Here is a 14,233-nt window from a genome sequence, read left to right as displayed (position 1 = left end):
GGCTCCGGCCATGGCGCATTTCGCGCCTGAAAGCTCCGAAAGATCGAACTCATGACAGAATTCAACGGCGTCGTTGCGGCGATCGCCAAGGCGTTGCAGAAACGCGGTTACGCCGAACTCACCCCGGTACAGCAGGCGATGCTCGATCCGGCGCTTGCCGCTTCGGACGCACTCGTCTCGGCCCAGACCGGCTCCGGCAAGACCGTCGCCTTCGGATTGGCGCTGGCGCCGACGCTGCTCGACGGCAGCGAACGCTTCGGCAACGCCGGAGCGCCGCTCGCCCTCGTCATCGCGCCGACGCGCGAGCTTGCCCTGCAGGTGAAGCGCGAACTCGAATGGCTTTATGAAATGACCGGTGCGGTGATATCAAGCTGCGTCGGCGGCATGGACATCCGCAGCGAGCGCCGGTCGCTCGAGCGCGGCGCCCATATCGTCGTCGGCACACCCGGCCGGCTCTGCGATCATATCCGCCGCCATGCACTCGACATGTCGGAGCTGAAGGCCGCTGTGCTCGACGAGGCCGACGAGATGCTCGATCTCGGCTTCCGCGAGGATCTGGAATTCATTCTCGACTCGGCGCCGGACGAGCGCCGCACGCTGATGTTTTCGGCAACGGTGCCGGCGGCGATCGCCAAGCTCGCCAAGAGCTACCAGCGCGATGCCGTGCGGATCAGCACCGCGGCCGAGGAGAAGCAGCATGTCGATATCGAATATCGGGCGCTTGTCGTGGCCCCGAGCGACCGCGAGAACGCGATCATCAACGTGTTGCGCTATTACGAGGCGACCAACGCCATCGTGTTCTGTTCGACGCGCGCCGCCGTCAATCATCTGACCGCGCGCTTCAATAACCGCAATTTTTCCGTGGTAGCGCTGTCCGGCGAGCTGACGCAGAACGAGCGCAGCCACGCGCTGCAGGCGATGCGAGACGGGCGCGCCCGCGTCTGCATCGCAACCGACGTCGCCGCCCGCGGCATTGACCTGCCGGGTCTCGACCTCGTCATCCATGCCGACCTGCCGACCAATCCGGAAACGCTGCTGCATCGCAGCGGCCGCACGGGTCGGGCCGGTCGCAAGGGCATCAGCGCCATGATCGTGCCGCTGAATGCCCGGCGCAAGGCCGAGCGCCTGCTCGAGAATGCCGGCATTTCCGCAGCCTGGGCGCGGCCGCCGTCGGCCGAGGAGGTGAACGAGCGCGACGACGAGCGGCTGCTTGCCGATCCGATCTTCCACGACGCGCCGCAAGAGGAAGAACAGAAGCTGGTGCAGCAGCTTCTCGCGAGCCACGGCGCCGACAAGCTCGGCGCCGCTTTCCTGCGCCTTTACCGCACCAATCACTCGGCGCCGGAAGATCTGATCGAGGTTACGGTTCAGGACCATCGCAGCCGTAAGCGCCGCGACAATGCCGCCACCTTCGAGCCGGCGCAAAAGGGACCGCGCGAAGATTTCGGCCCAAGCGTCTGGTTCTCCGTCTCGGTCGGGCGCAAGCAGAATGCCGAGCCGCGCTGGCTGATTCCGATGCTCTGCCGCAACGGCAACGTCACCAAGCGCGAGATCGGCGCGATCAAGATGCAGCCCGAGGAAACCTATGTGGAGATTGCTGCAGCGAGCGCCGATAGCTTCCTGAATGCAATCGGACCGAACAAGGCGCTCGAACGCGGCATCCGTGTCACAAGGCTTCCCGGCACACCTGACCTCAGCCGCGCGGCTGCAGCGAAACCTTATGCTGGCAAGGCGTCGCGAGATGAGCGGCCGGGCGAGGCGTTCCGCGACGAGCGGTCGAAGAAAAAGTTCGGCAGGGGTTCGAACGGCGGCTATGCGGCAGCCGACAATGGCGGCGGAGAACGGCGCGACGCCAAGCCCTGGAGCAAGAAGGCAAGCAAGCCCGGCTACGATGGCGAGAAATCCGACAAGCCTAGATATGACAAGCCCAAATACGAGGGCGGCAAATATGAAGGCAAAGGCGGAGCGAAAGGCAAATTCTCGAAGAAGAAGCCGGGCTGATTTCTATCGGGTAGGATTCTTGACCGACAGGATCAGATGACGATGAAACGCTCCGGCATATCTCGTGTCGATCCGGCCGCCTTCATCAAGGCCAATCTGCCGATAGCGGCGGTCCCATCGATCCCCGAGATCCTGCTCCACTCGGCCGGGCCTGCGAGCGGCCTCTGGCGGCTCGCCGACTGCGGAGGGGGCGATCCGCCGCCGTACTGGGCCTACCCCTGGGCCGGCGGGGTCGTGCTTGCCCGCCATCTGCTCGACTGCTCGGAAAAGGTCGCCGGCTGCCGCGTCCTCGATCTCGGCGCCGGCTCCGGATTGGTGGCCATCGCGGCGGCGAAGGCTGGAGCAGCGATGGTGATGGCGGTCGATGTCGATGCCAATGCCATTGCAGCAATCGGTCTCAACGCAGCCATCAACGGCGTGACCATCTCGGCGGTCGCCGCCGATATCCTCGATGCGCCGCCACCGGAAGCGACTGATCTCATCGTGGTCGGAGATCTTTTCTATGATCCCTCGCTTGCCCTGCGTGTATTGGCTTTCTTGCGGCTTTGCCGGGCAAGCGGCATAGAGGTGCTGGTCGGCGATCCCGAGCGAGCCTATTTGCCGGATCGAGAACTCAGGCGAATCTCGACACAGGCGGTTGCGGACTTCGGCGCGACTGCCAGCGGTAGCGCGGTGCAAGCGGGCGTTTTTTCGCTCTCCTGATCGGGAAGAGGCGAGACTATACGAGAAGATCCGGCCGCAGCAGCATGACAGGGCAGTGTGCTCCGGCCGGCAGTTCCGGCGCGTGCGGCGGCCGGATAATGAGGCAGTCGGCTTGCGCAAACACCTTCATCATCGAGGAATCCTGCTTGCCGAACGGTTCGGCGAGCCAGTTTCCGGAAACGGACTTCGTAAGTTTCGCTCTGATATAGTCCTGCCGGTGATCATTGGCGCGCAGTGTGACGGCAGCCTCCACCGTCGTCTCACGCCGTACCGGCGGCAGGGAGGCGAGCTTGCGAATCAGTGGCTCGAGGAACAGCAGCGAACAGACGAGGCTTGAAACCGGATTGCCGGGCAGGCCGAGCACATGGGTTTCCCCAAAGCTGCCGACCATCAGCGGTTTGCCGGGGCGCATGGCGATGCGCCAGAAATCGAGCTGCATCCCGGCTTCCATCAGTGTGGCCTGCACCAGATCATGGTCGCCGACCGACGCGCCGCCGAGCGTGACGATGACATCGGCCTTGGCATCCCGGGCCTTATCGACCGCTGCGGTGATTTTTGCCTTGTCGTCGGGCACGATGCCGAGATCGAGTACATCGGCGCCGGCTTTCCGGGCCAGAGCTGCGATACCGAAGGTATTGGAGGCGATGATCTGCGAAGGTCCGGGAGTGCTTCCGGGCGGCAGCAATTCGTCGCCGGTTGCCAGGATGGCAATCAGCGGGCGCTTGAGAACCTCGACATCGGGCCGGTTCATGCCCGCCGCGACCGTCAACCGGGAGAAATCGAGCACGGTGCCGGCAGGCAGCACCGCTTCGCCTTCGGCGAAATCCTGACCGCGGGGGCGCACATGCTGGCCCTGCCTCACCGGGAACCTGGTTCTGATGCCGCCGTCGATCTTCTCCGCATCCTCCTGCAGCAGGACGCTGTCGGCGCCTGGCGGAACAGGCGCGCCGGTGAAGATACGCACGGCCTCTCCCTTGCCCACGCCTCCCTCGAAGCCGTGGCCGGCGGACGACGTGCCGATGACCTTCAGTTCAGCACCCGGCTCCGGTGCGTCCTCGCGGCGCAGCGCATAGCCATCCATGGCCGAGGCATTGAAGGGCGGCTGGGTCAGGCGCGCGGTAAGATCAACCGCCAGAACGCGGCCTTCAGCCTCGGCCAGCGGCAGCGCCTCCGACGCAGCGACGGGCTTGGCGCGGGAGAGCAGGCGGTCCAAGGCGTCGGCGACCGGGAGAAGGTTCATTTCGCCTCCGGATGACGGAAATCGCCTGACTTGCCGCCGGATTTTTCGAGCAGCCTGACGCCGCCGATCTCCATAGCCTTGTCGGCGGCCTTGGCCATGTCGTAGATCGTCAGGCAAGCGACCGAAACGGCGGTCAGCGCCTCCATCTCAACACCGGTCTTGCCGGTGAGCTTGGCGGTGGCGGTGACGCGCAGGCCGGGCAGGGCGGCATCTTCCTCGATTTCGACCGTGACCTTGGTCAGCATCAGCGGATGGCAGAGCGGGATGAGATCGGCGGTGCGTTTTGCCGCCATGATGCCTGCAAGGCGCGCCGTGCCGATGACATCGCCCTTCTTGGCATTGCCCTGACGGATGAGCGCAAGAGTTTCCGGCGCCATCTTCACATGACCCTCGGCGGTGGCGATGCGCACCGTCTCGGCCTTGTCGGAGACATCGACCATATGCGCCTCGCCGGAGGCATCGATATGGGTCAGACCGGACTTTGCGCCGCTCATATCATTCGGCCGCGATGGCGGCTTCGCCGAAGAGTAGCGCCCGGGTGGCGGCCGCCACGTCGTCCTTGCGCATCAGGCTCTCGCCGACAAGGAAGGTATTGATGTCGACGGCCTGCAGGCGCTGGCAATCGGCATGGGTGAAGATGCCGCTTTCTCCGACGAGGAGCCGATCACCGGGGACCATGGAGGCAAGCGTCTCGCTGACCGTCAGGCTGACTTCGAAGGTCCGCAGGTTGCGGTTGTTGATGCCGATAAGCGGCGAAGAGAGCTTCAGCGCCCGCTCCATTTCCGGCGCGTCGTGAACCTCGACCAGCACGTCCATGCCGAGCGAAAAAGCTTCGTCCTGCAGACGCACTGCATCGTCATCGCTCAGCGACGCCATGATCAGCAGAATGCAATCGGCCCCCCAGGCGCGCGCCTCGTGGACCTGATAGGTCTCGAACATGAAATCCTTGCGCAGGGCGGGCAGCGCGCAGGCAGCATGGGCCGCCGTCAAAAATTCCGGCGCGCCCTGAAAGCTCGGCATATCGGTCAGCACGGAAAGGCAGGCGGCGCCGCTGGCTTCATAGGCTTTTGCCAGCGCCGGCGGATCGAAGTCCGGGCGGATTAGGCCCTTGGATGGGCTTGCCTTCTTGATCTCGGCAATGAGACCGAACTGGCCAGCCTCACGCTTGGCAAGGAGCGCCCGATGAAATCCGCGAGGCGCTGACTGATCGGCCTGCATTGCCTTCAAATCGGCGAGCGACACCGCGGCTTTGGCGGCGGCTATTTCCTCGCGCTTATAGAGTTCGATCTTTTTCAGGATATCGGTCATCGGCCAATCCTAATCGATATCGTTGGAAACGGCGATGAGTTTGTCGAGGGCGAGCGCCGTGGCGCCGCTATCAAGCGAATGCGCGGCCAGCGCCATGCCGTCGCGGATCGTCTCGGCTTTGCCCGCGATGACGAGCGAAGCGGCGGCATTGGCGAGCGAGACATCGCGATAGGCATTCCTGGCGCCGCCGAGCACTTCGCGAAGCGCTGCGGCATTGGCGACGCCATCACCGCCCTTGATATCGGCGAGCATGCACGGGCTGACGCCGAAATCGGCGGGCGACAGCTCGAAGGTACGGATCTTGCCGCCTTCGAGCGCCGCCACCTTGGTGACGCCGGTCGTGGTGATTTCGTCGAGGCCATCCCCATGCACCACCCAGACGCATTCGGAACCGAGATCGCGCATGACTTCCGCAAGCGGCACCAGCCATTGCGGCGAGAAGACGCCAAGCAGCTGGCGGCGGACGCCGGCTGGGTTGGAAAGCGGCCCGAGCAGGTTGAAGATGGTGCGCGTGCCAAGTTCGACACGCGAGGGGCCGACGTGGCGCATGGCGGAATGATGCAGCTGGGCGAACATGAAGCCGACCCCCGCATCCGCGATGCAGCGCGTGATGATCTCGGGACCAACATCGATATTGACGCCGAGAGCTGCCAGATTGTCTGCTGCGCCCGATTTCGAGCTCAGTGCCCGGTTGCCGTGCTTGGCGACGGGCACACCGGCACCGGCGACGATCAGTGCAGCCAGCGTCGAGATATTATAGGTGCCGCTGGCATCGCCGCCGGTGCCGACGATGTCGATGGCATCGGCCGGCGCTTCGACGGTCAGCATTTTCGACCGCATGGTGTTGACGGCGCCGACGATCTCGTCGACGGTTTCGCCACGCACGCGCAGCGCCATCAGGAAGCCGCCGATCTGCGAGGGCGTCGCCTGGCCCGACATCAGGATCTCGAAGGCGGCACGGGCCTCGTCACGCGTCAGCGGCTCGCGGCTTGCGGCCTTGGCCAGGAACGGCTTCAGATCGGTCATAAAACCTCCTAGCGGACCGCCGCCTGTTCGGCGAGCGTCTGATTGATCGAAGCCCCATACTGTGTCTGCAGCAGGTTGACCATCTGGTCGAGAATATCATCGCCGGCGGCATTGGCCATGGCGGTGAGCTGGGCGTCGCGGTTGTTCAGCACGTCGCCGGTCGGCTGGCTGTTGACCTCGGTGACCTTCATCAGGATCTGCGTCGAGGGATCGGCGCCGACCGCGCTCGCAACCGTATCGACAGGGCCGGAGAAAGCGGCCTTGACAGCGGCGCGTCCGAGAACCGGATCATCGGTGGAGCGTGTGATACCGCTCTTGCTTTCGACGGCAATGCCGAGCGGCGCTGCAATGTCCGCAAGGGCGGTGCCCTTTTGCGCCTGGGCCTTCAATTCATCGGCCTTCTTGGCGAGTTCAGCCTTCTGCTGCTCTGCTGTCCAGTCCTCGACGGCTTTCTCGCGCACCTCGGCAATCGGGCGGTCCCGGTCCGGCGTGATTTCGCGGACGTTGAACCAGACATAGCCGTCATTGCCGATCGGAAGTGGCGAGGCATCGACGCCGACGTCGGTCTTGAAGGCTTCGCCGAGCAGCTGCTGCTTGGCGGGAAGATCCTTGACCTCTTTGCCGTCCTTGTCGGCACCCGTCGCATCGACGGCGTCGACGGTCACCGCCTTGAGCTTCAGCTGACCGGCGATATCCTCGAGCGTCGCGCCGCCGGCGCGCATATCCTCGATACGGTCATGAACATTGATCACTTCCTGAGAAGCGTTGGAAAGCGCCAGCTGCTTGCGGATGTCTTCCTTCACCTCGTCGAAGTTCTTGACCGTTTCCGGCTTGATGTTGGTGATGCGCAGGATGACCGGGCCGAACGAGCCGTCGACGACAGGCGTCGTGCCGCCATCCTTCGACACCGCAAAAGCGGCATCGGCGACGGCCTGGTCGGGAACCTTGTCCTTGGTGAACTCGCCGAGCAGCACGTCGCTTGCCGTCTTGCCCTGATCGGTGACCAGCTGGTCGAAGCTGGTGCCGCCCTTCAACGCCGTTTCGGCGGCGGTGGCGAGATCCTTGCTGGTGAAGGTCAGCTGTTCGATCGTCCGGCTTTCCGGCGTGCGATAACTGTCCTTACCCTTCTCGAAAGCTTCGCGGATTTGGTCGTCGGTAACGGTCGCGACATCGGCGATATCGGCCGGCTGCAGCTTGAGATAGATGAGCTTGCGGTATTCCGGTGCGCGGTAGCGTTGCTTGACGCCTTCGAACCAGCTCGCCAGCACGTCGTCGGCGGGCGCCTTGATCGGCTCGATATTGGCGTTGGTTAGCAAAAGGTAGTCTATGCTGCGGCTTTCATCGCCATAAAGCTTCAGTGCGTCGATCAGCGTCTTCGGCGCGGTAAAGCCGTTGGAAACGGCATCGACGATCTGGCTGCGGACGGCGACCTTGCTGCGCTCCCTGATGTAATCGTCCTGGCGGATGCCGGCATTGCGCAGGCGCGAAACGAACAGCTCGCGATCGAACTGGCCGTTGACAGCCTTGAAGGCCGGATCGTCGGCAATCAGTTGGGCGAGACGATCCTCGGACAGGCCGAGGTTCATATCTTCGGCGAGCTGGTCGAGCGAGGCGCCGGCAACGAGCTGTGACAGCACCTGCTGCTCAATTCCGAAGGCGCGGGCCTGCTCGGGCGTGAGGCGCATGCCGAACTGCTGGCCGATGCTTGCCACCTGACGCTGATAGGCAAGGTGGAATTCGTTCACCCCCACCTTCTGATCGCCGACGGTCACGACCGTGGTGCTGCTGCCGCCAGATATCAGCTCGCGCGATATGCCCCAGATGCCGAAGGAGGCCACCAGGAGAAGCAGGAGCAGCTTGGCAACCCAGGTCTGAGCAGCTCTTCTCAGAAGATGGAACATGGAAACGCAAACCTCGCAGTATTTATTGACCCGCGCACGGGCTGACATTCGACGTTCCTTAAAACAAAGCCGACAGGAAATGAAGGGTTGTCACGCGAAAAGCTGCGCATGGCCGCAAGCGCGACGCAAGGCGTTGATGGCGAACAAAAGATCGGCTGCCGGCGGAACCTTTCACGCCGCCATTTCGTTGAAGCGGCATCCCATGAAACAGGAGCAGACCATGGCAGAATTGAAAACCGCTTCCGCCGAATCCACCGCTGCGCGCGTCAAGGCGGATATCGCAGCAGACGATCTGTCGGCACAGGTTACGGCACTCCGTGAAGATCTCTCCAGATTGACGGACAGTGTGCGGGCGCTGGGGCAGGGGGCAAAGTCGGTGGTTACGGACGAAGCTTCGCTGATGACGGAACGGCTGCGCGACAAGGTTCGCGAAGAACCGATCATGGCGCTCGCGGTAACGGCAGGCGTAGCCTATCTTTTCGGCCTGCTGAGCCGCCGCTGAACACGGACTGCGGGACAGAAAAAAGCCGGACGCAAGGCGCGCCCGGCCTTTGGTCATGTCTGCCAGTTATGCAATCAGCGGCGGATGGCGCGGCCGATGAAGATCAGAATGCAGGCACCGATGAAGCCGGTGATCAGGTAACCAAGCCACCCCGCCAACGGCTGGATGTGCAACAGACCCAAGATCCAGTTGGCGACGATCGCGCCGACGATGCCGAGCAATATGTTCATGAGCACGCCCATATTGCTGCTCATGACCTTTTCTGCCAGCCATCCGGCAATGCCGCCGATGATGATGGCCGCAATCCAACCCACGCCTGCGTTTTCCATAGTGATCCCTCCTGGTGAAACAACTCGCAAGAATGCATGAAACAAAGGAAAGTTCCACTCCTGGAGGAAGTTAGGGATGCAGCACGGTGACCGGGGGTTCCAGCAGGTACGCGACCAGTTGGAACATTAGGCCGCTTAGCGCAAGAATTGCGAAGCCGAAAGGCATGATCATGCTTTTGCTAAACATTCTCTCCTCTCCCGTTTTGAGTAAAGCATAAGCCGAAGTGCGTGCTACGCAAGGTTATTACTAACAATTGGTTAAGTGAGATATTTAAGTAAAATGATAAAATCCAAGCGTGATCCCGCAGTTGTTCGCGGATATCATTCTGAAAGACACGGATAAATCGTATGTGCCTTCGATTCCCGCCCGGCAATTCTACGTTTCGGAGAGTTTTGGCTGAAGTAATCCGTTTCTCGACGGAACAGGGAGCCGTCGGATGCATCAATTCGGCGCAGGTGCTGAGTTATGTCCGGCCGCCGGCGGATTGATTTTGGCTCGGACTGCGTCATTTTTCCGGGGGTTCGTTCAATCAGGGAAAACCTCGATGCCAAAAGCTGCAATCGCTATCGCCTGCTGCCTCTGCCTGCTTACGCTCGCCGGCTGCGGCAATACCGCATACGGGCTGAAGAAGGATGGACAGGAGGCGAGCCACGCAATGGATAATGCGACCCATCGGGTGCTTTCGGCCGGCGCCAAGAAGTAATGGCGGCTGCCGGCGACACGCAGCAAATCTTGCATGAAAAAAGCCCGCCTGGGGTGAGGCGGGCTTAGCATAACAGAGAGAATGGACGGACCAAAACCGTCCCGACTGATACAGCATTTCCTTAAGGGGCCGCCGTACGTCATTCGACGTAGCCGCGACCGTTCCGGCAGCGCGTCAGGATCGGGTCAGAAGTTGCCCCAATTCTGAGCGCGGGCACGGGCGCGAATAATCCGGTATTCGCGACCGCCATAGAGCGAACCGATGGTCAGCAGAAGCGTCAGAACGTCCCAGATGATATGCATGTTATCCTCTCAGGTTGGACGGCTCTGCCGTCGATCGGTGAAGGTACAATAGCAATCTTTCGAACCTGCTTATATGACAAGAAATCGGGATGAGCAGGGAAAGGAGCAGGGCGCTTGCGGCGTCTGATAAGACGCGCGGCGCTGTAGGAGCAGCAACGTGAACAAATCAGCCGGCGCCAGCCCATGACGATTTTCTCCGTCCGCCACATCACGTCCTATCGTTACCGCCGGAAGGTCGATTTCGGCGAGCATCGCCTGATGTTCCGGCCGCGCGACAGTTTCGACCAGCGGCTGATCGAGGCGTCGCTGACCACCTATCCGGAGCAAAGTCATGTGCGCTGGATCCACGATGTTTTCGGCAATTGCGTGGCGCTCGTCGATTTTTCCCGGCCGTCGGTGGAGCTTCGTTTCGAAACCTGGATCACACTCGATCATACGCCGCAGCTCGCCCCGGACATTCGGATCGACGAGGCGGCGCTGACCTATCCTTTCTCCTACGACAAGGACGAAATCGCCGATCTCGCGCCGGCGATGCAGCGCCATTATCCCGATTCGGGCGATGAGGTCGGCCGCTGGGCGCGCCAGTTCGTGCGCCTGGGGCACCCGACGGAGACCGGGCACCTGCTGATGACGCTGTGTTATGCCATTCGCGAAAGCTTTGTCTATGCACGCCGCCAGGAACATGGAACGCAAACGCCGCTGCAGACCTTGCACCTTCGCTCCGGCACCTGCCGGGATTTCGCGCTTCTGATGATGGAGGCGGCACGCTCGCTAGGCCTCGCGGCGCGGTTCGTCACCGGCTATGTCTACGTCCCCGACCGGGACGGCTCCACCGTGCTGGGCGGCGGTTCCACCCATGCATGGTGCCAGGTCTATCTTCCCGGGGCCGGCTGGGCCGAGTTCGATCCAACCAACGGCATCGTCGGCAACCGCGACCTTATTCGCGTGGCCGTTGCCCGCGACCCGCGCCAGGCTGTTCCTTTGAGCGGCAGTTACGACGGGCAGGGCTCAGATTTCGAGAACATGACGGTGCAGGTCAACGTGACCACGCGACAGCCGTGGGTTGCCGAGGGGTAATGATACAGTAGCGGGGCAATGGTGAATTGCCTGGGCCAAGGTGCTTTGCCCGGGAAGGTGCGAGGCATATCGTGGGAACCGGGCGACGCGATCGACGTTCCATACTCACGTCCGCCCATGCCGGAGGGACGAGGAAGCCACAATGAAGATACGCGCCGGGTTTCATCTGGGCTATAAATGCATACAGCCGACGCCGATGCTGCTGGTCCTCAACATTCATCCCTCCCGTCGCGCCGATCTTCTAAGCGAGCAGGTCCTGACATTCGACCGGCCGATCGAGGCGTGGGAATATACCGACAGCTTCGGCAATGCCTGCAGCCGGATTGTCGCTCCGCCGGGGCTGACGACGATTTCCACCGAGTTCGAGATCTATGACACGGGGCAAGCCGACATCGTTCCCGTACAGGCAGTGCAGCACGCAATCAAGGATCTGCCCGACGAGGTGCTCGTCTTCCTGCTCGGCAGCCGTTACTGCGACACAGACAGGCTTTCGGATTTCGCCTGGGCGACCTTTTCATCAACGCCGCTCGGCTGGGCGCGCGTGCAGGCGATCTGCGATTTCGTGCATAACCACATCACCTTCGATTATCAGAAGGCCGACGTTCTCAGAACCGCGCATGGCGGCTTCACCGATAAGAGCGGCGTCTGCCGCGACTTCGCCCATCTCGCCATCGCGCTCTGTCGATGCATGAATATTCCTGCCAGATACTGCACCGGTTATCTCGGTGATATCGGCGTTCCTGCCGATCCGAATCCAATGGATTTCAGTGCCTGGTTCGAGGTCTTTCTCGGCGGGCACTGGCATACGGTCGATGCCCGCCACAACACCCCGCGTATCGGCAGAATTCTGATGGCGACAGGCCGGGATGCCACCGACGTCGCGATGTCGACGGCTTTCGGCCCGGCGATGCTTTCCCGCTTCGAAGTGATCACCGAGGAAGTGCCGTAAGTTGCAGCCATTGACTCACGGGCCGCCGCAGGTAGATCCTACGCCTTCTTCAGGAACTCGGTTTTCAGCACGAGGCCTTTGACCTGCTTGGTGTTGCACTCGATTTCGCCGGGACTGTCGGTCAGACGAATGCCTTTGACCAAGGTTCCACGCTTCAGCGTCTCCGAAGTCCCCTTGACCTTGAGGTCTTTGATCAACGTCACGGAATCGCCGTCGTGAAGCTGGGTTCCGTTGCTGTCCTTTACGATAATGTCTTCGGCCATGATGTCCTCGCTTGATAATGCGAGGGGGAAATCACGACGACAGGGGAGAGTCAATCACGAGCCCCATCCTGTCCCGTCCGATCGTCGTTCTCCTGCCCCCGATCCGCGGCTGACTTACCGCGGCGGAAGAGTGGTTGCCGGGTTGCAGAAGGAAAGCTGGCGGCGGGCCCGTGAATCGGAACGCCGTCGAGTGAGACTGAGACCAAGGTCCGACCCGACCCGGACTTCATGCCGATACCCAACCCTCGGTCGCCGCAATAGGTTTTCGCGGTGGCATGAGTTTGCGGAGTTTAGCGGTGACCAAGATTTTCGTTGTGGGGATGATACTGACGCCGGTTGTTTTCTGGGGTTCCATCGGTGCGCTGATCTACTCGATGTTGTCGTGAGCCGATGTTGCACTGTCAGTTCACGGCCAGAACCAGGCATAAGGGCACATGCACCTTCGCCACATCAGCAAGCATGTTCCCACTCGTCGAACCGGGTCATTCCTGTCCTCGCGCCTCTTGTTCATCGTCTCGGAACAAGTCCGTCAAGCAGGAAGTCCAGGCCTTTCCTGAAAACCCCGTCCCAATCATTGTCCAACAGCAGACGAGCACGCTCGATCGTCGGGTATTCTGCACCGAGATGAGCAAGGCGCTGCTGCCCGGCGAGCATGTCTTCGTCCGAAAGGTCGAAATTCGCACGAGTAATGGTCGCGCCCATCACATAGTTCCAGAGCGACCATATCCCGCCGTTCAAATCCGCCTCCTCGACACCGGCTCTGGATAAGACCCTGCCCAGCAGCTCCAGACGACCGAGGATGTTCGAGCCGAGTGCCCGGCGCGGCAGCAGCGATGCCGACCAGGGATGGCGCAGCATGCTGGCGCGCCAGTCTTCAAGCATATGATAGACCGCCTGACGCCAATCCGCCGATTCGATTATTTGCGACGGTCCACGATATTCCAGCACCGAGTCGAGCGCGAGATCAAAAACCTCCTCTTTGTTGGCGACATGCCAATAGAGGCTCATCGCGCCCGAGCCGAGGCGATCGGCCAGCCGACGCATCTTCAATCCCTCAACGCCTTCGGCGTCCAGCAGTTCAACCGCGGTCGCTACGATCCGTTCGAGCGAAAGAGGCGGTTCCTGTACGGAGGGGACCGGGGCAGCTTTCCGGTGAGGCCGTTTACTCTGAGTGCCGTCGCGTTTGGCTGCCATGTGTCTTTCCTAAAAAGATCGGGACATCGATTTAAGCCGGCGAAGCGACGGGTGTCGATCCTCGCCAGTTGACTCGTACAATGTACGATGCGATGAAGTCGTACGTTGTACGAGTCTCACTTGCCAAAGAGTTAACAGCGCAGTCCAGGAGGCGGTGAGGGTCGTTCCTCGCAGTCCTCACGGCCGGAAGAACATCATGTTACACGCAATCAAACATCTGCTCATCGGAGGGCTGATCATCATGACCACAGGAATTCCCAACGCGACGACGGCGGCGAATGAGGGTGACCTCAAGCTGACTGTCGTCAATCCAAAAAACCTCTACGATCCGACGCCGAATGGCTATAGCACGGCAGTGATCGTCCCCCGCGGCGCCCGGTTGGCCTACATCTCCGGACAGGGTGGCCAGGATAGCTCGGGAGCCTTGTCGGCGGACTTCGCCGTCCAGGTGAAGCAGACCTACGCAAATCTGCGCAGCGCCCTCGACGGCCTCGGCGCAAGGCCGGATCAGGTCGCCAAGCTCACGGTCTTCGTGGTCGAACACGATATGTCCAAGCTCGAGGTGCTGACGAGGAACGTCAAAGACATGTTCGGCGACGCACTCCCGGCCCAGACCCTTGTCCCTGTTCCCAAACTTGCAATCGATCCGATGCTGTTCGAAGTCGAAGCGGTCGTCATGCTTGAATAGTGGCTGCGACTGATCCGCCGGGCAGTTCTGATGGAGAAAATTGCAAA

General features: G+C 61.7%; 15 protein-coding genes. 7 read left to right on the top strand and 8 right to left on the bottom strand.

Annotation, left to right across the window (positions count from 1 at the left end; genetic code table 11):
- Positions 1–51 precede the first annotated feature (51 nt).
- Together NXC14_RS11300 and NXC14_RS11295 are read left to right on the top strand one after the other, a co-directional pair.
- On the top strand, positions 52–2,001 hold the full coding sequence (locus NXC14_RS11300; RefSeq protein ID WP_085778220.1) for a DEAD/DEAH box helicase: 1,950 nt from the start codon (positions 52–54) through the stop codon (positions 1,999–2,001).
- A 42-nt stretch (positions 2,002–2,043) separates the two neighbouring features.
- Positions 2,044–2,703, top strand: coding sequence for a 50S ribosomal protein L11 methyltransferase (locus tag NXC14_RS11295; protein ID WP_085778219.1), 660 nt, complete (start codon positions 2,044–2,046; stop codon positions 2,701–2,703).
- 16 nt (positions 2,704–2,719) lie between these two features.
- Here the strand turns inward: NXC14_RS11295 and glp are convergent, their stop codons facing one another.
- Genes glp through NXC14_RS11270 form a run of 5 tightly spaced genes read right to left on the bottom strand, consistent with a single transcriptional unit; the run spans position 2,720 to position 8,178 of the window.
- Positions 2,720–3,943, bottom strand: coding sequence for a gephyrin-like molybdotransferase Glp (gene glp, locus NXC14_RS11290; RefSeq protein WP_085778218.1), 1,224 nt, complete (start codon positions 3,941–3,943; stop codon positions 2,720–2,722).
- Positions 3,940–4,437: a cyclic pyranopterin monophosphate synthase MoaC gene (gene moaC, locus NXC14_RS11285; RefSeq protein WP_085778217.1), complete on the bottom strand. Its 498-nt coding sequence runs from the start codon at positions 4,435–4,437 to the stop codon at positions 3,940–3,942. The genes glp and moaC overlap by 4 nt, the downstream gene beginning before the upstream one ends.
- A 1-nt stretch (position 4,438) precedes the next feature.
- Positions 4,439–5,251, bottom strand: coding sequence for an indole-3-glycerol phosphate synthase TrpC (gene trpC / locus NXC14_RS11280; protein WP_085778216.1), 813 nt, complete (start codon positions 5,249–5,251; stop codon positions 4,439–4,441).
- Positions 5,252–5,260: 9 nt separating this feature from the next.
- Positions 5,261–6,277: an anthranilate phosphoribosyltransferase gene (gene trpD / locus NXC14_RS11275; protein WP_085778215.1), complete on the bottom strand. Its 1,017-nt coding sequence runs from the start codon at positions 6,275–6,277 to the stop codon at positions 5,261–5,263.
- A gap of 8 nt (positions 6,278–6,285) precedes the next feature.
- Positions 6,286–8,178 (bottom strand): peptidylprolyl isomerase, encoded by a 1,893-nt coding sequence (locus NXC14_RS11270; protein ID WP_085778214.1) that lies wholly within the window; start codon positions 8,176–8,178, stop codon positions 6,286–6,288.
- A 220-nt stretch (positions 8,179–8,398) separates the two neighbouring features.
- Between NXC14_RS11270 and NXC14_RS11265 the strand changes: the two genes are divergently transcribed.
- A complete protein-coding gene (locus NXC14_RS11265) occupies positions 8,399–8,680 on the top strand; it encodes a hypothetical protein (protein ID WP_085780070.1) in 282 nt (93 codons plus the stop codon).
- Between the two features lie 74 nt (positions 8,681–8,754).
- Here the strand turns inward: NXC14_RS11265 and NXC14_RS11260 are convergent, their stop codons facing one another.
- Positions 8,755–9,009 (bottom strand): GlsB/YeaQ/YmgE family stress response membrane protein, encoded by a 255-nt coding sequence (locus NXC14_RS11260; RefSeq protein ID WP_064802691.1) that lies wholly within the window; start codon positions 9,007–9,009, stop codon positions 8,755–8,757.
- A 545-nt stretch (positions 9,010–9,554) separates the two neighbouring features.
- Between NXC14_RS11260 and NXC14_RS11255 the strand changes: the two genes are divergently transcribed.
- The 3 genes from NXC14_RS11255 (at position 9,555) to NXC14_RS11245 (ending at position 12,041) form a co-directional block, all read left to right on the top strand.
- Positions 9,555–9,713 carry an entericidin gene (locus NXC14_RS11255; RefSeq protein WP_085778213.1) on the top strand — a complete coding sequence of 53 codons (159 nt, stop codon included), beginning with the start codon at positions 9,555–9,557 and terminating at the stop codon, positions 9,711–9,713.
- A 485-nt stretch (positions 9,714–10,198) separates the two neighbouring features.
- Complete coding sequence (locus tag NXC14_RS11250) at positions 10,199–11,092, top strand: transglutaminase family protein (protein ID WP_085778212.1); 894 nt, start codon at positions 10,199–10,201, stop codon at positions 11,090–11,092.
- A 142-nt stretch (positions 11,093–11,234) separates the two neighbouring features.
- The gene (locus NXC14_RS11245; protein WP_085778211.1) at positions 11,235–12,041 is read left to right on the top strand and encodes a transglutaminase family protein; all 807 of its coding nucleotides are present in this window, start codon (positions 11,235–11,237) and stop codon (positions 12,039–12,041) included.
- 38 nt (positions 12,042–12,079) lie between these two features.
- On the opposite strand, the gene NXC14_RS11240 is transcribed toward NXC14_RS11245, so the two are convergent.
- Together NXC14_RS11240 and NXC14_RS11235 are read right to left on the bottom strand one after the other, a co-directional pair.
- Positions 12,080–12,304 (bottom strand): alkylphosphonate utilization protein, encoded by a 225-nt coding sequence (locus NXC14_RS11240; protein ID WP_085778210.1) that lies wholly within the window; start codon positions 12,302–12,304, stop codon positions 12,080–12,082.
- 507 nt (positions 12,305–12,811) lie between these two features.
- Entirely contained in the window at positions 12,812–13,498 is a 687-nt protein-coding gene (locus NXC14_RS11235; RefSeq protein ID WP_085778209.1) for a TetR/AcrR family transcriptional regulator C-terminal domain-containing protein, read from the bottom strand.
- 196 nt (positions 13,499–13,694) lie between these two features.
- Between NXC14_RS11235 and NXC14_RS11230 the strand changes: the two genes are divergently transcribed.
- Positions 13,695–14,186, top strand: a complete 492-nt coding sequence (locus NXC14_RS11230; RefSeq protein WP_085778208.1) for a RidA family protein — start codon at positions 13,695–13,697, stop codon at positions 14,184–14,186.
- Positions 14,187–14,233 lie beyond the last annotated feature (47 nt).

This window comes from Rhizobium sp. NXC14 (assembly GCF_002117485.1).
GTDB lineage: Bacteria > Pseudomonadota > Alphaproteobacteria > Rhizobiales > Rhizobiaceae > Rhizobium.
Note: the sequence above shows the minus strand (reverse complement) of the source record. Positions and strands in the feature narration are given on the sequence as shown.